This is a genomic window from Streptomyces sp. NPDC020192, assembly GCF_044388685.1.
Taxonomy (GTDB): Bacteria; Actinomycetota; Actinomycetes; order Streptomycetales; family Streptomycetaceae; genus Streptomyces.
Genome location: NZ_JBIRXG010000001.1, coordinates 70,689 through 92,949, shown reverse-complemented (window position 1 = coordinate 92,949; position 22,261 = coordinate 70,689). Strand labels below are relative to the sequence as shown.

The 22,261-nt window shown below is 72.2% G+C and carries 22 protein-coding genes; 9 read left to right on the top strand and 13 right to left on the bottom strand.

All coding sequences use genetic code 11. The annotated features are described in order from the left end of the window. Window positions 1–17 precede the first annotated feature (17 nt). The 5 genes from thpD to ACH47Z_RS00435 all read right to left on the bottom strand — a co-directional run bounded on the left by thpD (window position 18) and on the right by ACH47Z_RS00435 (window position 3,930). Window positions 18–905, bottom strand: a complete 888-nt coding sequence (thpD, locus tag ACH47Z_RS00455) for an ectoine hydroxylase (protein ID WP_399068917.1) — start codon at window positions 903–905, stop codon at window positions 18–20. A gap of 6 nt (window positions 906–911) precedes the next feature. Next, window positions 912–1,316: an ectoine synthase gene (locus ACH47Z_RS00450; protein ID WP_399068916.1), complete on the bottom strand. Its 405-nt coding sequence runs from the start codon at window positions 1,314–1,316 to the stop codon at window positions 912–914. A 29-nt stretch (window positions 1,317–1,345) separates the two neighbouring features. Beyond that, a complete protein-coding gene (gene ectB / locus ACH47Z_RS00445; RefSeq protein ID WP_399068914.1) occupies window positions 1,346–2,617 on the bottom strand; it encodes a diaminobutyrate--2-oxoglutarate transaminase in 1,272 nt (423 codons plus the stop codon). 13 nt (window positions 2,618–2,630) lie between these two features. Beyond that, window positions 2,631–3,149: a diaminobutyrate acetyltransferase gene (ectA, locus tag ACH47Z_RS00440; RefSeq protein ID WP_399068912.1), complete on the bottom strand. Its 519-nt coding sequence runs from the start codon at window positions 3,147–3,149 to the stop codon at window positions 2,631–2,633. 250 nt (window positions 3,150–3,399) lie between these two features. Continuing rightward, a complete protein-coding gene (locus ACH47Z_RS00435; RefSeq protein ID WP_399068910.1) occupies window positions 3,400–3,930 on the bottom strand; it encodes a DinB family protein in 531 nt (176 codons plus the stop codon). 140 nt (window positions 3,931–4,070) lie between these two features. Between ACH47Z_RS00435 and ACH47Z_RS00430 the strand changes: the two genes are divergently transcribed. Together ACH47Z_RS00430 and ACH47Z_RS00425 are read left to right on the top strand one after the other, a co-directional pair. After that, on the top strand, window positions 4,071–4,493 hold the full coding sequence (locus tag ACH47Z_RS00430; RefSeq protein WP_399068908.1) for a hypothetical protein: 423 nt from the start codon (window positions 4,071–4,073) through the stop codon (window positions 4,491–4,493). Window positions 4,494–4,660: 167 nt separating this feature from the next. Next, window positions 4,661–7,513: a tetratricopeptide repeat protein gene (locus ACH47Z_RS00425; RefSeq protein WP_399068906.1), complete on the top strand. Its 2,853-nt coding sequence runs from the start codon at window positions 4,661–4,663 to the stop codon at window positions 7,511–7,513. A 3-nt stretch (window positions 7,514–7,516) separates the two neighbouring features. Here ACH47Z_RS00425 and ACH47Z_RS00420 read toward each other — a convergent pair whose 3' ends face one another. Beyond that, complete coding sequence (locus tag ACH47Z_RS00420; RefSeq protein ID WP_399068904.1) at window positions 7,517–8,626, bottom strand: pyridoxal-phosphate-dependent aminotransferase family protein; 1,110 nt, start codon at window positions 8,624–8,626, stop codon at window positions 7,517–7,519. 151 nt (window positions 8,627–8,777) lie between these two features. On the opposite strand from ACH47Z_RS00420, the gene ACH47Z_RS00415 reads away from it, so the two are divergent. From ACH47Z_RS00415 to ACH47Z_RS00395, 5 genes are all read left to right on the top strand, one after another. Then, the gene (locus ACH47Z_RS00415; RefSeq protein WP_399068902.1) at window positions 8,778–9,623 is read left to right on the top strand and encodes a transporter substrate-binding domain-containing protein; all 846 of its coding nucleotides are present in this window, start codon (window positions 8,778–8,780) and stop codon (window positions 9,621–9,623) included. Beyond that, window positions 9,620–10,453: an amino acid ABC transporter permease gene (locus tag ACH47Z_RS00410; protein ID WP_399068900.1), complete on the top strand. Its 834-nt coding sequence runs from the start codon at window positions 9,620–9,622 to the stop codon at window positions 10,451–10,453. The genes ACH47Z_RS00415 and ACH47Z_RS00410 overlap by 4 nt, the downstream gene beginning before the upstream one ends. After that, window positions 10,450–11,244, top strand: coding sequence for an amino acid ABC transporter ATP-binding protein (locus ACH47Z_RS00405; RefSeq protein ID WP_399068898.1), 795 nt, complete (start codon window positions 10,450–10,452; stop codon window positions 11,242–11,244). Before ACH47Z_RS00410 ends, ACH47Z_RS00405 begins: the two co-directional genes overlap by 4 nt. An 18-nt stretch (window positions 11,245–11,262) precedes the next feature. Beyond that, the gene (locus ACH47Z_RS00400; protein ID WP_399068896.1) at window positions 11,263–12,354 is read left to right on the top strand and encodes an amidohydrolase family protein; all 1,092 of its coding nucleotides are present in this window, start codon (window positions 11,263–11,265) and stop codon (window positions 12,352–12,354) included. A 143-nt stretch (window positions 12,355–12,497) separates the two neighbouring features. Then, window positions 12,498–13,451, top strand: coding sequence for an SCO1860 family LAETG-anchored protein (locus ACH47Z_RS00395; RefSeq protein WP_399068894.1), 954 nt, complete (start codon window positions 12,498–12,500; stop codon window positions 13,449–13,451). Between the two features lie 35 nt (window positions 13,452–13,486). Here ACH47Z_RS00395 and ACH47Z_RS00390 read toward each other — a convergent pair whose 3' ends face one another. After that, on the bottom strand, window positions 13,487–14,080 hold the full coding sequence (locus ACH47Z_RS00390) for an NADPH-dependent FMN reductase (RefSeq protein WP_399068892.1): 594 nt from the start codon (window positions 14,078–14,080) through the stop codon (window positions 13,487–13,489). A 112-nt stretch (window positions 14,081–14,192) separates the two neighbouring features. Here ACH47Z_RS00390 and ACH47Z_RS00385 point away from each other — a divergent pair, with 112 nt between their 5' ends. Continuing rightward, the gene (locus tag ACH47Z_RS00385) at window positions 14,193–15,029 is read left to right on the top strand and encodes a helix-turn-helix domain-containing protein (RefSeq protein WP_399068890.1); all 837 of its coding nucleotides are present in this window, start codon (window positions 14,193–14,195) and stop codon (window positions 15,027–15,029) included. Window positions 15,030–15,040: 11 nt separating this feature from the next. Here ACH47Z_RS00385 and cobC read toward each other — a convergent pair whose 3' ends face one another. Genes cobC through cobM form a run of 6 tightly spaced genes read right to left on the bottom strand, consistent with a single transcriptional unit; the run spans window position 15,041 to window position 21,385 of the window. Further along, window positions 15,041–16,105, bottom strand: coding sequence for an Rv2231c family pyridoxal phosphate-dependent protein CobC (gene cobC / locus ACH47Z_RS00380; RefSeq protein WP_399068888.1), 1,065 nt, complete (start codon window positions 16,103–16,105; stop codon window positions 15,041–15,043). Then, window positions 16,095–17,030, bottom strand: coding sequence for a sirohydrochlorin chelatase (locus tag ACH47Z_RS00375; RefSeq protein WP_399068886.1), 936 nt, complete (start codon window positions 17,028–17,030; stop codon window positions 16,095–16,097). The genes cobC and ACH47Z_RS00375 overlap by 11 nt, the downstream gene beginning before the upstream one ends. Further along, complete coding sequence (locus tag ACH47Z_RS00370) at window positions 17,027–17,614, bottom strand: precorrin-8X methylmutase (RefSeq protein ID WP_399068884.1); 588 nt, start codon at window positions 17,612–17,614, stop codon at window positions 17,027–17,029. The genes ACH47Z_RS00375 and ACH47Z_RS00370 overlap by 4 nt, the downstream gene beginning before the upstream one ends. Further along, window positions 17,611–19,311, bottom strand: a complete 1,701-nt coding sequence (gene cobJ / locus ACH47Z_RS00365) for a precorrin-3B C(17)-methyltransferase (protein WP_399068882.1) — start codon at window positions 19,309–19,311, stop codon at window positions 17,611–17,613. Before cobJ ends, ACH47Z_RS00370 begins: the two co-directional genes overlap by 4 nt. Continuing rightward, a complete protein-coding gene (gene cbiE, locus ACH47Z_RS00360; protein WP_399068880.1) occupies window positions 19,308–20,546 on the bottom strand; it encodes a precorrin-6y C5,15-methyltransferase (decarboxylating) subunit CbiE in 1,239 nt (412 codons plus the stop codon). The genes cobJ and cbiE overlap by 4 nt, the downstream gene beginning before the upstream one ends. Then, the gene (gene cobM, locus ACH47Z_RS00355; protein WP_399068878.1) at window positions 20,543–21,385 is read right to left on the bottom strand and encodes a precorrin-4 C(11)-methyltransferase; all 843 of its coding nucleotides are present in this window, start codon (window positions 21,383–21,385) and stop codon (window positions 20,543–20,545) included. The genes cbiE and cobM overlap by 4 nt, the downstream gene beginning before the upstream one ends. Before the next feature lie 117 nt (window positions 21,386–21,502). Here cobM and ACH47Z_RS00350 point away from each other — a divergent pair, with 117 nt between their 5' ends. Next, window positions 21,503–22,237, top strand: a complete 735-nt coding sequence (locus ACH47Z_RS00350; RefSeq protein ID WP_399068876.1) for a ZIP family metal transporter — start codon at window positions 21,503–21,505, stop codon at window positions 22,235–22,237. Window positions 22,238–22,261 lie beyond the last annotated feature (24 nt).

The following is a 22,261-nucleotide window of genomic DNA, read 5'->3' as shown; positions in this document are numbered from 1 at the left end:
CCGGGGTTCGCGTACGGCTACTTCACCGGGGTGAAGTCCCGGGCGCCGATGAACTCGGGCCGTCGTACCGGCGCCGCGAACGGCTCCACCGCCGCGTTCTCCACGCTGTTGAACACGATGAAGACATTGCTGCGCGGGAACGGGGTGATATTGTCCCCGCTTCCGTGCATGCAGTTGCAGTCGAACCAGGTCGCCGAGCCGGCCCTGCCTGTGAAGAGCCTGATGCCGTACTCGCCGGCCATCTTGGTCAGCGCCTCGTCGGACGGCGTGCCCGCGTCCTGCATCTGGAGGGACTTCTTGTAGTTGTCCTCGGGCGTGGCGCCGGCGCAGCCCAGGAACGTCCGGTGCGAGCCGGGCATGATCATGAGCCCGCCGTTGGTGTCGTAGTTCTCGGTCAGCGCGATCGAGACGGACACCGTGCGCATGTTCGGCAGGCCGTCCTCGGCGTGCCAGGTCTCGAAGTCCGAGTGCCAGTAGAACCCGCTCGCCCCGAAGCCCGGCTTGACGTTGATCCGGGACTGGTGGACGTACACGTCAGAGCCGAGGATCTGCCGGGCCCGGCCGACCACGCGCGGATCCCGCACCAGGTTCGCGAACACCTTGCTGATCCGGTGGACTTCGAAGACCGAGCGGATCTCCTGCGACGTCGACTCCACGATGGAGCGCTCGTCGGTGCGGATCGCCGGGTCGGTGACCAGCCGGTCCAGCTCCTGCCGGTACACCTCGACCTCGTCGGGGCTGATCAGCTGGTCGATCGCGAGGAAGCCGTCACGCTCGTACGACTGGAGGTCGGCGGTCGGGATCGGGCCGGGCGTGTCCGGGGAGCCCCAGACGACTGGGTCCTGGCGGGGGACGGTCACCTCGGCGGCGCCACGGCTGGGGTACAGATCGGTGAGCGTGGTCATGAGATCTCACACCTCCTCGGGCTCGGTGAGCAGCGGATAGACGCCGTTCTCGTCGTGGTCCTCCCGTCCGGTCACCGGCGGGTTGAACACGCAGATGCAGTGGAAGTCCTCCTTCACCCGCAGTGTGTGCCGCTCATGGCCGTCGAGGAGGTACATGGTGCCGGGCGTGATCGTGTACGACGTCCCGGTCTCGTGGTCGGTCAGTTCGGCCTCGCCCCGGGTGCAGACGACGGCCTCGACGTGGTTGGCGTACCACATCGACGTCTCGGTCCCGGCGTACAGGATGGTCTCGTGCAGGGAGAAGCCGACCCGCTCCTTGGCGAGGACGATCCGCTTGCTCTCCCAGGTGCCGGACTTCGCCTTGACGTGCCGGTCGGTGCCTTCGATGTCCTTGAACGATCGGACGATCACGGTGTCGCTCTTCCTCCTAGGTCTGCCGGTCAGACGGTTTCGCGGACGGCGCGGGCGAGGATCCGCAGGCCCTCGTCCAGCTCGTCCGGGGTGATGGTGAGGGCCGGCAGCAGCTTGACGACCTCGCCCTCCGGGCCGGACGTCTCGATGAGCAGCCCGAGTTCGAAGGCCCGCCTGGCGATCCGCGCGGCCCGCGCCTTGTCGTGGAACTCCAGGCCCCACACCAGGCCGCGCCCGCGGTACTCCCTGATGTCGGCGAGGTTCTCCTCGGTGATGGAGATCAGCGCCTGCTCGACCTGCTCGCCCCGGGCGCGGGTCTGCTTCTCCATCGCCGAGCCGTCGGCCCAGTACGTCTCCAGCGCGGCGGTGGCGGTCACGAACGCGGGGTTGTTGCCGCGGAAGGTGCCGTTGTGCTCGCCGGGCTCCCACAGGTCCAGCTCGGGCCTGAACAGGCACAGCGACATCGGCAGCCCGTAGCCGCTGATCGACTTGGACACGGTGACGATGTCGGGCACGATCCCCGACTCCTCGAAGGAGAAGAAGGCACCGGTCCGCCCGCACCCCATCTGGATGTCGTCGACGATCAGCAGCATGTCCTGCCGCTCGCACAATTCCTTGAGCGCGCGCAGCCATTCGGGCCGGGCCACGTTGATGCCGCCCTCGCCCTGCACGGTCTCCACGATCACCGCGGCGGGCTTGTTGAGCCCGGAGCCCTGGTCCTGCAGCAGCCGCTCGAACCACAGGAAGTCCGGGACCGTGCCGTCGAAGTAGTTGTCGAACGGCATCGGCGTGCCGTGCACCAGCGGGATGCCGGCGCCGGCCCGCTTGAAGGCGTTGCCGGTGACGGCGAGGGAGCCCAGGGACATCCCGTGGAAGGCGTTCGTGAACGACACGATCGCCTCCCGGCCCTTGACCTTCCGGGCCAGCTTCAGCGCCGACTCCACGGCGTTGGTGCCGGTCGGCCCCGGGAACATGACCTTGTACGGCAGGTCGCGCGGGCGCAGCACCAGGTCCTGGAAGGTCTGCAGGAACGACCGTTTGGCCGTGGTCGACATGTCCAGGCCGTGGGTGACTCCGTCGCGGTCCAGATAGTCGATCAACGCCCGTTTGAGTACGGGGTTGTTGTGGCCGTAGTTGAGTGAGCCGGCCCCGGCGAAGAAGTCGAGGTACACATGACCGTCCTCGTCGTACATCCGGCTGCCCTGCGCGCGGTCGAAGACCGTGGGCCAGCCGCGGCAGTAGCTGCGCACCTCGGACTCGAGTGTCTCGAAGACGCTGAGGTCGGGCTGGGTGATGGTCACGGTGAATCGCTCCTCAGTGCGAGGTGAAGGGGGTCAACGGGCCGATGCGGTAGAGGACTTCGGGGTCGTGCGCGCCGTCCGGGAACAGTTCGGCGGGAAACAGCACCGCACGTTCGAGGTGCGCTCCGTGCCGGGCGGCGAACGAGGTGAACAGCCGCTCGGAGGCCGTGTTGCCGGGGGTGATGGTGGTCTCGACGTCGGTGATGCCGCGCTCGGCGACCAGGCGCCCGGCCAGCCCGTCCAGCAGCGCGGCGGCGATGCCGAGGCCCCGGTGGCCGCAGTCGACGGCCACCTGCCAGACGAGCAGTGTGTGCGGGCGGTCGGGCCGCACGTAGCCGGTGACGAAACCGACCGGCTCCCCGTCCGCACCGCGCGCCACCGCCGAGGTGCCGGCGAAGTCCCGGCACCACAGCAGATAGCTGTACGAGGAGTTCAGGTCGAGGGTTTTCGACTCCTTGGCGAGACGCCAGAGCGCGGCTCCGTCGGTCACCGTCGGCTGGTCGACGATCAGGTCTGCGGGTGCGGCAGTCATGCGGAATGAATTTAGCGAGGTGAATTCAGAAATGCACGGGCGGGGTGATCGCTATGGACGCTGCGGGTTGCGGTATGTCCGGAATGTACGGGTACAAATCGGTACAAATATACCGGGCTGTGGAGTGTGTCACAGCCCGGAAATCTGATGGAAAACTCCCCCGTTTAGTGCCGCGAAAAGCGGGCAGAAGAATACGGGAAGCTATCGTCGGTGAATGTGGCGGAAATGGTGAAGTTATTGTTTTGAATTATCACGCGCCGGTGGTGCCGTCGATACGCTCGCGCAGAATATCGGCGTGACCGTTGTGCCGGGCGTACTCCTCGACGAGATGGATCAGCACCCAGCGCACACTCACCTCAACACCGGCCAGCGGCTCGTCGACGATCCGCCCGGTGTCCTCCAGGTCGCGCTCGGCGAGCAGCTCCCGGCCGCGCGCGACCTCCGCCCGCCACACGGCCAGGGCCTCCGCCAGGCCACGCTCCGGGTCGAGGGCGTACCCCGTCTCCTCCTCGAACACGGGCGGCACGTCCAGCCCGCCCAGCACCCGCTGGAACCAGTTCCGTTCGACCTCCGCGAGGTGCTGGACGAGCCCGAGCAGGGTCAGCGCCGACGGCTCGGCCGAGGCCAGCCGCACCTGTGCGTCGTCCAGCCCCCGGCACTTCAGTTCCAGCGTGGCCCGGTGGAAGTCCAGCCAGCTTTCCAGCATGGGGCGTTCGGGACCGGTCATCGCGGGGATGGGACGTCCGTCGGGGAGGGTGTGGGGTGTCTGGGGTGTGGTCATGGGCGGCAGCATGGCACGCGGGTACGACAACGCCCGGCGCTCCGGCCGACGCGGTGCGTTTCCTCCGTAACCCTGCGCAGGGGGATGAACGGGCCTTACTGTGCAGGGGAGATCAGGGGGACCCGGGAGGGCGGACGGGGATGCTGGAGCAGGCGTGGACGGCGCTGGCCGCCGCGGGCGGAGCCGCCGTGGTGCGGGCCGCGGGGACGGACGCGTGGACCGGGCTGGGGGAGGCGGTGGCCCGCTGGTTCGCCCGAGGTGACGCACAGCGCGAGCGGGCGGAACGCACACGCCTGGACCAGACCGCCGGTGCACTGCGATCCGCGGATGATGCGGAGCGGGTGCGCATCCGTGAGGAGGCCGCCTGGCAGGCCCGTATCGAGGCCCTGCTGGAGGGCCTGGACCACATCGAACGGGTGCGGGCCGTCGAGGAGTTGCGCGCTGTGCTGGCCGAGCACGACCGTCCCGGCACGGCAACGGCCGACGGTTCGATCGCGGTGGGAGCCGGTCACGGAGGCGGGCGCGTCGGCCGCCCTTCGGTGCCGGTTCCGTCCCGGGGCTGACCGGACCGGCCACCGCAAGCCCAGCCCTGCCCACCGCCGACACCGGCGCGCCGAAGACGCTCGCGCTGCCCGCCGGGCACGCCGCGATGGTCGCCGTACCGGGTCCCGCGACATCTCCTGTCGTCCGGCCGCCGGCGCAGCCGAGCGTCCTCGGGAACTGGGAGCCCGTGGCCGACGCCGATCTGCTCGGCCTCGGTGTGCACCGCGCCCGTGCCGGAGACGGCGAGGGCGACGGTGACGGATCGGCGCTGCCGCCCTACATCCCGCGCGACGTGGACGCCCAGGTGCGGGCCGAGCTGCGGGCGGCCGCCGAGTCCGGCGGATTCGTGCTGCTCACCGGAGACTCGACCGCCGGCAAGAGTCGCACGGCCCTCGAAGCGGCGCGGGCCGTCCTCCCGGGACATCTCCTGCTCGCCCCGCCGTGGGACGCCGATCTGCGCCTCCTGCGCCGGGCGCCCGGGGAACCGGCATACGACCGGCACGTCCTGTGGCTCGACGATCTGCATTACTACCTGCGGCCGGGCGGCCTCGATCCGACCCTGCTGACGTCGCTGACCAGAGACCGCCTGGTGATCCTCGCGACCCTGCGCGACGAGCGCTACGACAGGCTGCGGGACGCGGCCGACGACGTCTCCGGCGAGGGCGGCCCCGGCCATATGGCGGCCGAGACCGGACTGCGCGTCCTGAACCTGGTGGAACCGGTCGTCGTACGACGGCTGTGGAGCACTGCCGAACTGGCCCGGGTCGCCCAGGCCGACGACAGCCGGCTGCACGAGGCCCACGTCCGGCACGGCATCCACGGCATCGCCGAATACCTGGCGGCCGGACCGGAACTCCTGGCCGTGTGGCGCAGGGCCGAGCGGTCCACCGCCAGGGGCGGCCATCCGCGAGCCGCCGCACTCGTCGCGGCCGCCGTGGACCTCGCTCGCGTGGGCATGATCGGCGATCTGCCGGCGGCCCTGCTGAACGAGGCGCACCACCACCATCTGAAGGCCCTGGGCGGCGCGGCACTGCGCCCGGAGTCCTATGACGACGCCGTCACCTGGGCCTCCCAGGTCCGCTACGGCGTCGCCAGTCTGCTGATGGAAGGCGAGGAGGAAGGCACCAAGCGCCCCTTCGACTACCTCGTCGACTCGGTGGCCCGCGACCCCGACGCACCGCACGTACCGGAGTCGGTGTGGCTGGCCGCCCTGAAGTACGCCGACGACCGGACGCGCCCGATCGTCGCCCAGGTGGCTTCGATCAGCGGGCGGTGGGCGATCGCCGAACAGGGATGGCGCCCCCTCGCCGAGGCCGGTGACGAGGAAGCGATCGTCAACTACACCTCCGCCGTGCTGTTCCAGCGAATGGATCCGGCCGAGGTCGAACCGCTGCTGCGCCCCGTCGCCGAGGCCGGGCACCCGGTCGCCCAGCTCAATCTCGCAGGCGTCCTGAAAATGCGGGGTGCGGACGAGGAAGCCGCGCGGTGGTGGTCGAAGGCGGCGGAGGCCGGAGTGGTCGTCGCGGCCTTCAGCCTCTACACGCACTGCCGTGCCCGGGGTGATGACGAACGGGCCGAGACCTGGTTGCGCCGTGCCGCGGAGGGCGGCTACGCCACGGCGATGGCCACGTTGGCAGCGCTCCTGCACACGCGTGGCGAGGAGGCCGAGGCCGAGCCGTGGTGGCAGGCGGCGGCCACGGCCGGGGACACCGAGGCGATGTACGTCCACGGACACCAGCTGCGGCTGCGCGGTGACGACGGGGCCGAGCCGTGGCTGCGCCGTGCCGCTGAACGAGGCCACGTCCGGGCCGCCGAGATCCTGGGCCGTGCCGCCGACGAGCGCGGCGACCTCACCCAGGCCGAAACCTGGTGGCGTGCCGCCGCCGAGGCCGCAGACGCAGAGGCCGCCAACCAGCTCGGTGTGCTCCTCAGCAGACGGGGCGACCGGGCCGAGGGTGCCACCTGGTACGCGAAGGCGGCAGAGAGCGGCCATGAGGTGGCCATGTTCAACCTGGCCGCATGGCTGTCCGACGAAGGCGACGTCGAAGCGGCCAAGAAGTGGTACCGGCGTTCGGGCGAAGCGGGCAACGCTCAGGCCTTCACCAACCTCGGAGCCCTGCTGGGGGACGAGGACGACACGGCGGGCGCGGAGGCCGCGTGGCGCCGGGCCGCGGAAGCCGGTGACACGACCGGCTGCCTCAACCTGATCGACCTGCTGATCTGCGACGGACGCGCCGACGAGGCACAGCCGCTGCTGCTGGGACTGCTCGACGACGCCGACGACATGGATGAGATCACGACGTTCGCCGTGGCGGTCCAGAGCTGGGGCAGACCGCACGTGACCGAGGCGATCCTGCGCTGGGCCGCCGAGACCGGCCGCATCGACGCCACCCACAACCTCGGTTCGCACTACTACACCCAGGGAATGCCGGCGGAGGCGGAACACTGGTGGCGCGTCTCCGCCCCCGAGTTCGCCGCCTCCGCCTACAACCTCGGCATCCTGCTCTCCGAACGCGGTGACGTGGAGGAGGCTGCCTCCTGGTGGCGCAGGGCCGCCGAGCGAGGACACCGGCAGGCGAGCCTGGCGCTCGCCGACCGGCTCCTCGAATCCGGCCGCCCGGAGGAGGCGGAGGGCAGGCTGCGCGAGCTGGCCGGCGAGTTTCCCGCGGCCGCCTTCGCGCTGGGCCTGCTGCTCCTCGACAGGCCCGACGGCCGCACCGAGGCCGAGTACTGGTGGCAGCAGGCCGCGGAACAGGCGGACGCGGACACGGCCTTCCGCTGGGCGTCCTACATCGTCGAGCGCGGTGACGAGGAGAGGGACGAGGAGAGGGACAGGGAGAAGGTGGAGTTCTGGTGCCGCAAGGCCGCCGAGGCAGGCCACCCGCGCGCAGCCCTCAACCTCGGTGGCCTGCTGGCCGGGCGCGGGCAGCTGACGGAGGCGGAGTCCTGGCTGGCCGAGGCCGTGCGCCGAGGGCTTGACGACGCGGCCCAACCCCTCGCCGCGGTAAGGGAGTTCCTGGCCTCCCCGCCGAGTTCCTGAGCGCTACCGCCCCTGCCCCCAGACCGCCGCGACGGCCCCCCGGGCGGCCTCCAGGTCCACGGCCAGGCCGTGCTGGGCGAGTGCTCCGCCCAGGGCCGCGAGCGATCCCTGGACCGCCCCCGGCGTGGCGTCCGCCCCGTAGTGGTTGACCCGGATCATCTCCTTGGCCAGCGCGCCCCCGCCCGCCGCCAGCGGCAGCGCGGGGTCGCCCGCCAGGGCCCGCGCCACCAGCTCCGAGGCCACCACTCCCGACGGCACCCGGAGCGTCGTGGCCACCGGCGCGGCGTCCTTCTCGTCGTACACGTACGGCTCCAGGCCCCCGCCCAGCGCCACCGCACCCGCCCGCGACGCCAGCGCGGCGCTGCGGTGCCGGGCCATCACCGTGTCCAGCCCCGCCGACCCGATCCGCGCCAGGCACGCCTCCAGCGCCAGCATCTCCAGCTGCGCCGGAGCGTGCGGCAACGCCCTGCGGCCGGCGTCGAGCCAGCGCTCCTTCCAGTCCAGCAGGGACAGGTAGGAGCGGCGCGGCGCGTTCGGGTTGGCCGCCATCCGGGCCCAGGCGCGCTCGCTCACCGAGATCGCCGACACGCCCGCCGGGCCGCCCATCGCCTTCTGCGCCCCGATCACGCACAGGTCCACGCCCCACGCGTCCGGCAGCACCGGCTCCGCGCCCACGGAGGCCACCGCGTCCAGGTAGAAGAGCGCGCCGTGCCGCCGTACCACCTCGCCGATCTCCGCGACCGGGTTGGTGTTGCCGGTCGCCGCCTCCGCGTGGACGAGGGACACGAAGTCGATCTCGGGGTGCTCGGCGAACGCCTCCTCGATCTGCTCGGCCGTGACCGCCGTGTGGAAGGGGACGGAGATGTCGTGCACGGTCGCGCCACAGGCGCGCAGCCAGTCGCCGAAGGTCTGCCCGTAGGGGCCGGTGATGACGTTCAGGGCCACCGTGCCCGGACCGGCCGCCGCGCGGATCGCGCCCTCCAGCGGGAGCAGCGCCTCACCCTGGGTGATCAGCACGTCCTGCCGGGTGTCCAGCAGCCGGGCCACCCCGTCCTCGATCGCGGCGAAGCGCTCGGCACTCAGCGGGGGCAGGTCGAGGAAGGGGTGGGTCACGGCTCTTCTCTCTTCGTTCGGCGGTTGGTTCCAGGCGTCGACTCCCTCGATCTTAGGTGCAACGGCTCCGTAACCATGGGTTTGATTTGAGAGACTCAAACACATCCTTATAATCGGAAGCCACAGTTCCCCCACAGAGAAGATTCCCCCCATGAAAACGTTCTTCGGACGCCGGACCCGCCTCCTGGCCGTCACCACCGCGACCGCCGGGCTGGTACTCGTGGCCGCCGGCTGCTCCTCGAACGGCGGGGGGAGCGGTGCCACCGTCAAGGGGGTCCACATCGTCAAGGCCGGTCAGCTGACCACCTGCACCCACCTGCCGTACCCGCCGTTCCAGTCGGAGATCAACGGCAAGGTGCAGGGCTTCGACGTCTCCCTGATCGACCTCGTCGCCAAGAACCTCGGCGTCAAGCAGCAGATCGTCGACACCCCGTTCGAGAACTTCAAGACCGGCGCCTTCCTGAACTCCGGCCAGTGCGACCTGGCCGCCGCGGGCATGACGATCACGCCCGAGCGCAAGAAGAACGTCGACTTCTCCGACCCGTACTTCGAGGCCACCCAGGCCGTCCTCGTCGACAAGAACAGCGGGATCAACTCGCTCGCCGACGTCAAGGCCAAGGGCAAGAAGCTCGGCGCCCAGGCGCAGACCACCGGCGAGGACTACGTCAAGTCCAAGGGCTACGACCCGATCTCCTTCGAGTCCTCCGACGCGGTCCTCAACGGCCTGCGCACCGGACAGGTCCAGGCCGTCGTCATCGACTACCCGGTCGTCCAGGGCTGGCTGAAGGACAAGGCCAACGCCGCCACGTTCAAGGTCGTCGACAACCTCAAGACCGGCGAGCAGTACGGCTTCACGGTCAAGAAGGGCAACACGGCGCTGCGCGAGGCCATCAACAAGGCCCTCAAGGACGCCAAGGCCGACGGCACCTACAAGAAGATCTACGAGCAGTGGATCGGGCCCTACAACGCCTCCGTCGCCTCGCCCGCCGCCTCATGACCGATACGGACGTACGACTCCAGCCGAAGAAGAAGGGGCTGACGCGACGTCAGAAGCGCCGTCTGTCCCGGGGCCTCCAGTACGTCGTGTTCGTCGCCGCCGTGATCGCCATAGCGGTCACGGCGGACTGGGGGCGGCTGCAGAACCAGTTCGCCCAGGGCGGCATCGCCCGGCAGATGTGGCCCGACGTCATCACGCTGGCGCTGAAGAACACCGTCCTGTACACCGTGTCCGGCTTCGTCCTCGGACTGGCGCTCGGCCTGGTCATCGCGCTGATGCGGCTGTCCTCCGTGGGCCCGTACCGCTGGGTGGCCGGCATCTACATCGAGGTCTTCCGCGGCCTGCCCGCCCTGCTGATCTTCGTCTTCATCGCGGTCGCCGTCCCGCTGGCCTTCCCGGGCACGGAGATCCCCGGCGGCACCTACGGCAAGGGCGCCCTCGGCCTCGGACTCATCGGCGCCGCCTACATGGCGGAGACGTTCCGCGCCGGCATCCAGGCGGTGCCCAGGGGGCAGATGGAGGCGGCCCGTTCGCTGGGCTTCTCGCCGGCCAGGGCCATGATCTCCATCATCATCCCGCAGGCCTTCCGGATCATCCTCCCGCCGCTCACCAACGAGCTGATCATGCTCTTCAAGGACTCCTCCCTGGTGCTGCTGCTCGGTGTGACCCTGGAGGAGCGCGAACTGTCCAAGTTCGGCCGGGACCTGGCCAGTACGACCGCCAACTCCACGCCGATCCTGGTCGCGGGCCTGTGCTACCTGCTGGTCACCATCCCGCTCGGCTTCGTCGCCCGCCATCTGGAGGCCAGGGCCCAGGAGGAGATCAAGTGACCCGCCCCGAGATCCGCGTCCGGGACCTGCACAAGTCCTTCGGCGGCAACCAGGTGCTCAAGGGCATCGACCTGGAGATCGACCAGGGCGAGGTCGTCTGCGTGATCGGCCCCTCCGGCTCCGGCAAGTCCACGCTGCTGCGCTGCGTCAACCTGCTGGAGGAGCCCACCAAGGGCCAGGTCTTCGTCGGCGGCACCGAGATCACCGACCCCGACGTCGACATCGACGCCGTACGCCGCCGTATCGGCATGGTCTTCCAGCAGTTCAACCTCTTCCCGCACCTCGACGTCACCGCGAACCTCACGCTGCCCCAGCGCCGGGTCCTCGGGCGGGACAAGGCGCAGGCCGCGCGGATCGCCGCCGAGAACCTGGCCCGCGTCGGCCTGTCCGAGAAGGCGGACGCCTACCCGTCCTCCCTCTCCGGCGGCCAGCAGCAGCGCGTGGCCATCGCCCGGGCCCTCGCCATGGGCCCCGAGGTGATGCTCTTCGACGAGCCGACCTCCGCGCTCGACCCCGAGCTGGTCGGCGACGTCCTCGCGGTGATGCGCCGGCTCGCCCAGGAGGGCATGACCATGATGGTCGTCACCCACGAGATGACCTTCGCCCGCGAGGTCGCCGACCGGGTCGTCTTCATGGACGGCGGCGTGATCGTCGAGGACGGCAGCCCCGAGCAGGTCATCGGAAACCCCCGGCACGAGCGCACCCGGCACTTCCTCTCCCGGCTGCTCGACCCGGCGATGGCCGAGGTGGAGGAGGAGACCTCGGACCAGGTGGGCACGTCCGAGCAGTAGCTCATTAAGGTGCAGTACATGAGCGATGGCGCCGTGCTGCACGTGAAGGGGCGGGTCCTGGTCGGGCCCGAGGACGTCCGCGACGAGCTGTGGGTGGTCGGGGGCCGGGTGTCGTACGACCGTCCCGCCGGCGCCCGGGACGTCACCACCGTCGAGGGCTGGGCGCTGCCCGGCCTGGTCGACGCGCACTGCCACGTGGGCCTCGACGCACACGGCCCGGTCGACGCCGACACCGCCGAGAAGCAGGCGCGCACCGACCGGGAGGCGGGCGCCCTGCTGCTGCGGGACGCCGGCTCGCCCTCCGACACCCGCTGGATCGACGACCGCGCCGACCTCCCGAAGATCATCCGGGCCGGCCGGCACATCGCCCGCACCCGCCGCTACATCCGCAACTACGCGTGGGAGATCGAACCGGAGGACCTGGTCGCCTACGTCGCCCAGGAGGCGAAGCGTGGCGACGGCTGGGTCAAGCTCGTCGGCGACTGGATCGACCGCGACCTCGGCGACCTGTCCGCCTGCTGGCCGCGCGAGGCCGTCGAGGCGGGGATCGCGGAGGCCCACCGGCTCGGCGCCCGCGTCACCGCGCACTGCTTCGCGACCGACTCCCTGCGCGACCTGGTCGAGTCGGGCATCGACTGCGTCGAGCACGCCACGGGTCTCACGGACGACCTGATCCCGCTCTTCGCCGAGCGGGGCGTCGCGATCGTCCCCACCCTCGTCAACATCGCCACCTTCCCGCGGCTCGCGGACGGCGGCGAGAGCAGGTTCCCGCGCTGGTCCGCGCACATGCGCCGGCTGCACGAACGCCGTTACGACACCGTGCGCGGCGCCTACGACGCCGGGATCCCCGTCTACGTCGGCACGGACGCCGGCGGCTCACTGGCCCACGGCCTGGTCGGCGCCGAGGTCGCCGAGCTGGTCACCGCCGGCATCCCGCCCGTGGCCGCCCTGTCGGCGACGACCTGGGGCGCCCGCGCCTGGCTCGGCCGACCCGGCCTCGAGGAGGGCGCACCGGCCGACCTGGTGGTGTACGAGAGCGATCCGCGCGCCGACGTACGGGTGCTGGCGGCGCCACGCCGGGTGGTGCTCAACGGGCACGTTGTGGAGTAAGGGAACGCGTGTGCTTCACGATTCGAAGAGGTGTGCCGATTCTCCCCGAATGAGTGAAGTAACCGAGGATCGCTGACCGTTCACCCGTAGTGAGTACAAGGTTGACGGGTCCCAAGCATGTTCCCTCTGGGGGTCCCACCACCTTGAACAGCAACAACTTCCGCATGCCCGCGCGCCGTCTCGCCGCCGCGGCGACGGTCACCGCCCTCGCCGCGGCGCCCGCGGTCCTGGGCACGAGCGCCGCGCACGCGACCGGTGACCACGGTCGCGCCTCCGCCGTCGTGCTCCGCACCGGGCTCGACGTGTCCCTGCTCAACAAGACCGTCGACGTCCCGCTCACGGTCTCCCTCAACGAGGTCCAGGCACCGCAGAGCGCCGACAGGACCGCGCTGTCCGCCCGGCTCGACGGCGTGGCCGGCGGCAAGCCGTTCACCGTCCTCGGCGCGGACGTCGCCTCGGCGAAGGCCACGGTGACCGCGCAACGCGCCGAGGGCTCGGTCCGGCTCGCCCACGCCCGGCTGCACGTCCCCGGACTGCCCCTGCTGTCCCTGATCGAGGCCGACACGGTCACCGCGAAGGCCACCTGCGAGGCCGGCAAGGCGCCGGTCGCCTCCGCGAACGTCCTCGGTGCCGTCACGGTCCTCGGCAAGCGCGTCACGCTCACGGCCGGCGGCCCGACCGAGGTGAAGGTGCCCGGCGTCGGCGAGGTCCGCCTCGACCTCGCCCGGCACAGCACCACGACCCGCACGGCCGCCGCCACCGCGCTCGAACTCAAGGTCTCCGTCGACCCGTTGAAGCTCAACGTGGCCGACGTCGAGGGCACGGTCACCCTCGCCCAGGCGACCTGCGAGTCCCCGACGGCCCCGCCCGGCGGCCGGCCGGTGCAGAGCCACGACCCGGCCGCGGGCACGACGTCCCAGGACGCCCCCGCCACGTCCGACCCCGCCTCCGGCACGAAGCCCCAGGGAGGCGTGTCGAAGGCCGGCCTCGCCGAGACCGGCGGCAGCTCGGCGACCCCGTACCTCGCGGGCGGCGCGCTGGCGCTGCTGCTGGTCGGCGGCGGAGCGGTGGTGGTGGCCCGGCGCCGCAGGAGCTGACCCCACGCGCCCGTCGGCCGCTCCCCGCCCGATGCTCACGCCGGGTAGGGAGCGGCCTCCCGGCCCGCCCGCAGCGTGGCCGACCACCAGGACAGCTGGTCGAGCAGTGTCTTGGCGTAGCCGGAGGCCTGCTCGTCCAGCGGACGGCCGTCCTGCCAGGCGGTGAAGTAGTTCGGGAAGGACAGCCCGTCCCGGATGGTCACCGCGTGCAGCTCGGTGAGCACGTTCTCCAGGTGCAGCACCGCGTGCCGGCCGCCGGCCGCGCCGCCGTAGCTGACGAAGGCGACCGGCTTGGCCGTCCACTGGGTGAAGTGCCAGTCGATCGCGGCCTTCAGGGAGGCGGGGTAGCTGTGGTTGTACTCGGGCGTGACGACGATGAACGCGTCGGCCTCCTCCAGCGCCGAGGTCAGCCGGGCCATCCCGGCCGGTCGCGGGTAGGCGTCGCCCGCGAACTTCGGCGACTCGGCGGGCAGTGCCAACGGGATGTCGATGTCGGCGAGTTCGAGGACGTCGACCTCGAACCCTCCATGTGTACGGGCCTGTTCGGCCACCCAGGACCCGACGACCGGTCCGAACCGGCCCTCCCGGACGCTTCCGACGATGATCAGCAGCTTGTGTGTGTTCTCCATGCCCACCACGATCAGGCGTCCGGCGCCGGACAACCAGGCCGTGCTCAGGCTGGCCCCCGCAGGGCCACGCTGAGCCCTCCGCGATGGTCACAGGGCGACCTATCCTCACCTCATGGGTACACCACTGGGGGACTTCGTCCGGGCCAAACGGGACAGCATCCAGCCGGAGACACTGGGACTTCCGGAGCGCGGCCGCCGCCGCTCGCCGGGCCTGCGCCGACTGGACCTTGCCGCACGGGCCGGGATCAGCGTCGAGTACCTGACCCGTATCGAGCAGGGCCGCGACCGCAACCCCTCGGTGTCCGTGCTCAACACCCTCGCCGACGCCCTCAGCCTCGACGCCGCCGAGCGCGGCCATCTGCGCTACCTCGCGAAGATCACCGGCGGCGCCTGCCCCTCCCACACCCGGCCGGCCCCGCCCCGCCGGGACGTCCGCCCCGCCCTGCTCCGGACGCTCCGCCTGCTGGAGCCGGGCATCGCCGTCGTGACCAACCGCCTCGGCGACATCCTCGCCCGCACCAGCGGCTACGAACTGCTGACGGAGGGCACGGGCCTCCTCGACGCCGCCGACCCGAACCTGACCCGGTACGTCTTCACCGACCCGCGCGCCCGCACCTTCTTCGCCGACTGGCACGAGGTCGCCGACGAACAGGCCTTCGACCTCTGGCTCGGCCCCTCCATCGAGAACGCGGAGTGGCTCAGCACGGAACTGGCCCCGGTGGCGGGCCCGGAGTTCACCAGCCGGCTGAACCTCCATGTGGTGCCGCAGCGCGGGGTGCTCCGCCTGCGCCACCCGTCGGGACCCGAACTCCGGCTCACCCGCGAGACGTTGGACGCCACGGCGGATGCGCAGCAGCTCGTCGTCCACCTGCCGGCGGACGAGGCGACGGCGGAGGTGATGGCGGGGCTCCGGGCACGGACGAGGGGTGGGCTCAGGGCGATCTCGTGACGGAGCCCTGGCTACCCGAGTGCGACGGACAGAGCCGAGAGGAACCCGTTCACCGTCCCCCGGTCCCGCACAGCCACTCGTACCCAGTCCACGCCGAGCCCCGGAAACGTGTCACCCCGCCGCACGGCGTAGCCGAGCTCGCGCAACCGTCGTCGTACCCCGGCCGCCCCCGGCACACGGACCAGCACGAACGGCCCCGCCGCCGGACCGGCCACCGAGACACCCCGGTCGGCGAAAGAGGCGAGCCCGGCCACCAGATGGGCCCGGTCCGCCGCGATGCGATGCGCCGCATGCCCCGCCTCCGCCAGCGCCCACGGCGTGACACATGCCTCGGCGGCGGCCAGGGCGGGTGTCGACACCGGCCACAGCGGCTGGGCCGACTCCAGCGACGCGATGATCTCCGGCGCGGCCAGCACGTACCCGATCCGCAGCCCGGCCAGCCCCCATGTCTTGGTCAGGCTGCGCAGCACCACCAGACCCGGTACGTCCGTCCGCCCGGCCAGCGCCTCCCGCTCACCCGGCACCGCGTCCATGAACGCCTCGTCGACCACCAAAGTCCGCCCGGGTCGGGCCAGCTGGGCGATCGAGCCCGCCGGATGCAGCACGGACGTCGGATTGGTCGGATTCCCGATCACCACCAGGTCGGCGTCCTCCGGCACGGCCGACGGATCCAGCCGGAACCCGTCCGCCTCCCGCAGCAGCACCCGGTCCACGGTGTGCCCCGCGTCCCGCAGCGCGGCCTCCGGCTCGGTGAACTGCGGGTGTACGACGACGGGTTGCCGTACCTTCAGGGCGCGCGCCAGCAGCACGAACGCCTCCGCCGCCCCGGCCGTCAGCAGTGCCCGCTCCACCGGCAGCCCGTGCCGCGCCGCCACCGCCGCCCGCGCGGCCCGCCCGTCCGGGTAGGCCGCGAGCGAGCCCAGCGACTCGGCGATCCGCTCCCGCAGCCAGACCGGGGGAGTGTCCGCGCGCACGTTGACGGCGAGGTCGACCAGCGCGGCCCCGTCGTCCCGCACCTCGGCATCACCGTGATGCCGCAGATCGTGCCCGGTGGCCCCGGTGTCCTCAGTGCGCATGGCTGTGCGTGTGCCCCCCGTGATGGTGATGCCCGTGGCCGTGGTGGTGCCCGTCGTCGTCCGGGTGGAAGTGCGGCTGCTGCGGCAGCCCCACCTTGTCCTCGAAGCCCGGCAGCGCGATCCGGTACACGCACGAGTCGCAGTTCATCCGCAGATCACCCCTGACCGCCTCCTCGTACCGCTCCATCACCAGATCGAGCAGCTCCGGCTCGGGCCCGATGACCTCGGCGGAGCGCACCTCGACCTCCGGGTGCGCGGCCGCCCAGCCCTCGGTCTGCTGCCGCACCCGGTCCGGCAGGATCCCGGTGAACAGGAAGTAGGGCAGGACGACGATCCGCCGCGCCCCCAGCCGCACGCACCGGTCCAGCCCGCTCGGCACGTCCGGCGCCGCCAGCGACACGAACGCCGTCTCCACACCGGCGTACCCACGGCCCTCCCACAGCAGCCGCGCCGCCTTGTACACCTCGGCGTTGGCGTCCGGGTCGGTGGACCCGCGCCCGACCAGCAGCACGGTCACATCGGCCCGGTCCTCGGGGCTCCTTCCGGAGGAGCCCAGCGCCTCGTCCAGCCGCCGCTCGAGCACGCCCAGCAGCGCCGGGTGCGGGCCCAGCGGACGGCCGTAGGTGTACGAGATCCCCGGGTGCCGTTCCTTCTCGCGGGCCAGCGCCGCCGGGATGTCCCCCTTGGCGTGTCCGGCGGACACCAGCATCAGCGGCACCGCCGCGAACCGTCGCACACCCCGCTCGACCAGCTCGCTGACGGCGTCGCCGAGCGGCGGCGGGGACAGCTCGATGAAGCCGCCCGCGACGGGCAGTTCGGGGTGGCGGCGGCCCAACTCCCGTACGAAGTCGCGGAACGCCTCGGCTCCGGCCTCGTCCCGGGTGCCGTGGCCGGCGATGAGCAGGGCGGGCGGCGGGGTGGTCACTGGATCTCCTCGGATGAAGTGGGGTGGTACAGCAGGGCGTTGAGTGCGGCGGCGGCCACCGCCGACCCGCCCTTCTCGGACACGTTGCTCACGGCGGGCAGCCCGCTCTCGCGCAACGCGGCCTTGGACTCGGCCGCCCCGACGAAGCCGACGGGCAGCCCGATGACGAGCGCGGGGGAGGCGTCCAGGGTGAGCAGTTCCTCCAGGGCGGTCGGCGCACAGCCGATCACCCACAGGGCCCCGGGGCCGACCTGTTCGTAGGCGAGCCGGATCGCGTGGGCCGAACGGGTCAGCCCAGGGCCGGACGTGGCGTCCCTGAGCCGGCACACGGTCTCCCGCCGGGTGATCCCGGCCGCGACCATCTCCACGTCCACGACGACCGGCGCCCCGGCGTGCAGCGCGGCATGCGCCTTCACCAGGTCGTCCTCGTCGGTCACGAGGTCGGTCGCGTACTCCAGGTCGGCGGCGGAGTGGATGACCCGCTCCACCACCGCCCGGGTCAGCGGCGGGAAGTGCGAGGTGTCCAGCCGGGCGCGCAGCCGCCGGAAGGACTCCTGCTCGATGGGATGGACGATCCTGTTCACCGGGCCTCCTCGGCGGCGTTCTGCCAGCGGTAGCCGCGCGGGGTCACCATGCGTCCGGCGATGATCCGGGTCGCGGTGTTGCCCACGGTCACGACCGTCATCATGTCGACCGTCGCCGGGTCGAGCGCACCGAGGGTGGTCACCCGGCTCGACTCGTCCGGCCGGGACGCGTTGCGTACGACCCCGACGGGCGTCGTCGGCTCCCGGTGCCCGGCGAGGATCGCGAGGGCCTTGGGCAGCTGCCAGTCGCGGCCCCGCGAGCGCGGGTTGTAGAAGGTGACGACGAGGTCCGCCTCGGCCGCCGCCCGCACCCGCCGCTCGATGACCTCCCACGGCGTGTGCAGGTCGGACAGGCTGATGGACACGTGGTCGTGGCCCAGCGGCGCGCCCAGGATCGCCCCGGCGGCCAGTGCGGCCGTCACCCCGGGCACCCCGACCACGTCGATGTCGTCGGACGCCTCGGCCAGCGCCGGGGACGCCATCGCGTACACACCGACGTCCCCGCTGCCGATCAGCGCCACCGCGTGCCCGCGCCGGGCCTCCGCGACCGCCGTACGCGCCCGCTCCTCCTCCGCGCCGAGCCCCGACTCCAGCACCCGCGTTCCCGGCCGCAGCAGGTCGCGGATCTGGTCGACGTACTGGTCGAGCCCCACCAGCACGGAAGCGCGCCGGAGTTCGGCCGTGGCACGCGGGGTGAGCAGATCCCGGGCGCCGGGTCCGAGCCCGACCACCGCGAGCCGCCCGCGCCCCGGACGCCGTACGACGGCACAGGTCGCCATGGCGGGCTGCCCGTCAGCCCGCACGGACTTCCGCTTGGGTACGAGGAGTTCACCACCCCGGACCAGGGCGGCGGCCTCCGCCACGGACGGCGTGCCGACGGCCGCGAGCGGCGCGTCGGAGGGGTTCGGCACCTCGACGCCCGCCAGCTCCTGCGCCGGGTACGTCACCAGGGGCACGCCCAGCCGCTCGGCGGCCGCCACGATGCCCGGCTCCTCCGACTTGGCGTCCACGGTGGCCAGTTCGGCGACGGACTTCACCGAGAGCCCCGCCTGAGCGAGCACCTCCTCGACCAGTCCGAGCACCTCCTCCACCGGCGCCCCCCTGGACGCGCCGACCCCGACCACCAGCGACGGCGGCCTGAGCAGCACCTCGCGCTCGCCCGGCTCGACGGCCCGATCGGTCAGCCGGACGGTGTACGCCCCCTGTGCCGAGACCGGCAGCGGCGGCAGCGGCCACGCCACCTCGGCCTCCAGCGCGACCGGTTCGCCGTCCAGCAGCGCGCGCGAGACCGCGGCCACCGAACCCTCGTACGGCAGCCCGAGCGTGTCCAGCCCCGCCAGCCCGACGGAGTCCGTCGCCGTCGTCACCACCGGCTCGGCGCCCAGCAACTCACCCACTTCCCCGGCGAGTTCGTTGGCACCGCCGCCGTGCCCGCCGACCAGCGACACCGCGTACCGGCCGCCCTCGTCCACGCACACCACGCCCGGGTCCGCCGTCTTGTCGCCGAGCAGCGGCGCGAGCAGCCGTACGGTCGCCCCCGTCGCCAGGAAGCACACCAGCTGCTCGCACTCCGCGAACGCGGCCCGTACCACCTCCCCGACGGGACCCTCGTACACCCGCGTCCGCTCCGGCCACGCCGCGGCCAGCCGGTCCCGCGCCGCCGCCCCCGCCGCGGTGGCGGAAATGAGGCCGATCACTGAGCAACTCCTTCGTTAGACACGGGGGTTCGCACGCCCCAGAGCAGAAACACAGGATTGGTCGCCGCGAGCCGGGTCACGTCCCCCGGCAGCGGCGCCAGTCGCGACGACTGCAACAGCACCCCGTCGCAGGTGAACCCGGCGGCCGTGAGCGCCTCGCGCGCCGCCGGCACCCGGTCGAGCGCGGCCATGGCGACGACGACCGTCCGCCGCGCCCGCCGCGCACAGGCGCCGACGATGGCGGGCAGGTCACCGCCCCCGCCGCCGACGAACACCGCGTCGGGATCGTCGAGCCCGTCCAGGGCCTCGGGCGCCGAGCCGTGCACCACATCCACGTCGACGTCATGGGCGCGGGCGTTGGCCCGGACGCGCTCCACCCCGTCCGCCGCCTTCTCCACGGCGACGACGGCCGCGCCGAGCCGGGCACACTCCACCGCGACCGAGCCCGACCCGGCGCCCACGTCCCACACCAGGTCACCGAGACGCGGCCCCAGTCGAGCGAGGGCCAGCGCGCGCACCTCGAACTTGGTGATCATCGAGTCCCGGTGCGCGAACTCGCCCTCGTCCAGCGCCCATCGGGCAGGTGACGCCGGAACTCCGGCCACCGTACGCACCGCGCCGAGCGCCCGCGTCTCGTCCAGGCACAGCACCACGCTCACCGCCGTACCCCAGTCCCGGGCCGCCGCCTCGGCGGGCGTCACCCGCTCCACGTGCTCGCGTGCCGGATCGCCGAGCGCGCTCGCCACGACCAGCACCCGGTACTCACCCAGGGCCGCCCCCAGTTCGGCGGGTCCGGCGCCCGGCCCGGTCAGCACGGCCACCTTCGGCCGCGCCCGGCAGACGTTCACCGCCGTCCGCAGATCCCGGCCGTGCGCGCTGACCACGACCGCGTCGTCCCAGGGCAGCCCGATCCGCGCGAACGCCGTCGCCACCGAGGAGACACCCGGCCGTACGTCCAGCAGCCCGGCCCCGAACCGCTCCGCCAGCGCCCGCACGATCCCGAAGAACCCGGGGTCCCCGGAGGCCAGCACGAGCACCGGCAGCTCCTTGCCGACGTACTCGGCGATCGTGTCCAGCGCGGGCGCCAGCGGCCCGAGGACGACCCGCTCGGCCGCCTCCGGCAGCCGCGGCCGTACGGCGTCCAGGTGCCGCCGCCCGCCGACGACGAGCGCGGCCCCCGCGAGGACGTCCTCGGGCACCGGCGCACCGGTCCCCGTGCCGACGACCGTGATCAACTGCTCGCCCCCCGCTCGCGCAGGGTCCGCCGGGCCTCCGGGTCGGCCTTGCGGTAGCCGTGGAAGTGACCCGGGTGGTACAGGTGCGAACGCGTGCCGTGGGCGTCCAGCGCCGGGCCGACCAGGAAGAGCGTGTGCTTCCAGAGCTTGTGCTCCTTGACCGTCTCCTCCAGCGTGCCGATCGTGCACCTCGCGACCAGTTCCTCCGGCCAGGTGGCCTGGTAGGCGACGACCACCGGGGTGTCCGTCGGGTAGCCGCCCTCCAGCAGCTCGCGCACCAGCTGGCCGCTGCGCGCGGCGGAGAGGAAGATCGCCATCGTCGTACCGTGCCGGGCGAACTCCCGTACCTCCTCCCCGGGCGGCATCGGCGTCTTGCCGCCCCCCAGCCGGGTGAGGACCACGGACTGCGCGACCTCGGGGATGGTCAGTTCGCGCTGCGCGAGGGCGGCCACGGCCGAGAAGGACGAGACGCCCGGTACGACCTCGGTGGCGATCCCGATCTCCGCGCACCGGTCCAGCTGCTCCTGCGTGCCGCCCCACAGCGCCGGGTCGCCGGAGTGGATCCGGGCCACCTTCAGGCCCTCGGCGTGGGCGCGCCGGTAGACGGCGACGACGTCCTCCAGGGACATGGCCGCCGAGTCCAGGATCTCCGCCTCCTCGCGCGCGTGCTCGAGGACCTCCGCCTGGACCAGGCTGGCCGCCCAGATCACCACGTCCGCGTCCCCGATCGCGCGCGCGGCGCGGAACGTCAGCAGATCGGCGGCGCCGGGGCCGGCACCGACGAACGTCACCTTGCCGGTGGGGGCAGTGGTGGTGGCATCGATGGTGGCATCGGCCATGGGAAAGGTCCTCTCGTACGGAAAACACACAGCAGGAGCAGTGAAATGTCAGAGTGTGGGGCGATAGGGGAGGCGCCGGATGTGCGCGAAGGCGCCTCCATCGGATAGCAAGTCCCTATGGCGGTCTTCGTCGCGCTCGGCGCGTTCCTGATGACGCTGGCCGGCGGCTGGACGGCTCAGCGTGTGACCGACCGTCGGCACCTGGTCCTGGGCCTGGCCGGCGGTCTGATGCTGGGTGTGGTCGGCCTGGACCTGCTGCCGGAGGCGCTGCACGCCGCCGACCGCGAGATCTTCGGCGTACCCGCCGCCCTGCTGCTCTTCGTGGCCGGCTTCCTGCTGGCCCATCTGGTCGAACGCACCCTGGCCGCCCGCCAGGCCGCCCACGGAGGCGCCGAGGGCCACAGCCACCGGGCGCCCGAGGTGGGCCTGGCGGCGGCCGGCGCGATGGTGGGGCACAGCGCCATGGACGGCGTGGCGATCGGCGCCGCCTTCCAGGTGGGCGGTGGCATGGGCGCGGCCGTCGCGCTCGCCGTGATCGCGCACGACTTCGCCGACGGCTTCAACACCTTCACCATCACCAGCCTGTACGGCAACGCCCGCCGCCGGGCCGTGGCGATGCTGGTGGCCGACGCCTGCGCACCGGTGCTGGGCGCGCTGTCGACGGCCTTCCTCCACATCCCCGAACCGGTGCTCGGCGGCTATCTGGGCCTCTTCGGCGGCGCACTGCTCTATCTCGCCGCCGCCGAGATCCTCCCCGAGGCCCACCACGAGCACCCCGCCCGCTCCACCCTGCTGTGCACGGTGGCGGGCGCGGCCTTCATCTGGCTGGTGGTCGGCATCTCCGGCGGCTGACCAGGCCGCCGTACGGGTCACCCC

Bases quoted from the DNA above. Each gene is read 5' to 3' on its own strand.
- thpD (WP_399068917.1), bottom strand. From the start codon at position 905: ATGACCACGCTCACCGATCTGTACCCCAGCCGTGGCGCCGCCGAGGTG.
- ACH47Z_RS00430 (WP_399068908.1), top strand. From the start codon at position 4,071: ATGCTGGAGCAGGCGTGGACGGCGCTGGCCGCCGCGGGCGGAGCCGCC.
- ACH47Z_RS00415 (WP_399068902.1), top strand. From the start codon at position 8,778: ATGAAAACGTTCTTCGGACGCCGGACCCGCCTCCTGGCCGTCACCACC.
- cobC (WP_399068888.1), bottom strand. From the start codon at position 16,105: ATGCGCACTGAGGACACCGGGGCCACCGGGCACGATCTGCGGCATCAC.
- ectA (WP_399068912.1), bottom strand. From the start codon at position 3,149: ATGACTGCCGCACCCGCAGACCTGATCGTCGACCAGCCGACGGTGACC.
- ACH47Z_RS00385 (WP_399068890.1), top strand. From the start codon at position 14,193: ATGGGTACACCACTGGGGGACTTCGTCCGGGCCAAACGGGACAGCATC.
- cobM (WP_399068878.1), bottom strand. From the start codon at position 21,385: ATGGCCGATGCCACCATCGATGCCACCACCACTGCCCCCACCGGCAAG.
- ACH47Z_RS00435 (WP_399068910.1), bottom strand. From the start codon at position 3,930: ATGACCACACCCCAGACACCCCACACCCTCCCCGACGGACGTCCCATC.
- ACH47Z_RS00410 (WP_399068900.1), top strand. From the start codon at position 9,620: ATGACCGATACGGACGTACGACTCCAGCCGAAGAAGAAGGGGCTGACG.
- ACH47Z_RS00390 (WP_399068892.1), bottom strand. From the start codon at position 14,080: ATGGAGAACACACACAAGCTGCTGATCATCGTCGGAAGCGTCCGGGAG.
- ACH47Z_RS00350 (WP_399068876.1), top strand. From the start codon at position 21,503: ATGGCGGTCTTCGTCGCGCTCGGCGCGTTCCTGATGACGCTGGCCGGC.
- ACH47Z_RS00400 (WP_399068896.1), top strand. From the start codon at position 11,263: ATGAGCGATGGCGCCGTGCTGCACGTGAAGGGGCGGGTCCTGGTCGGG.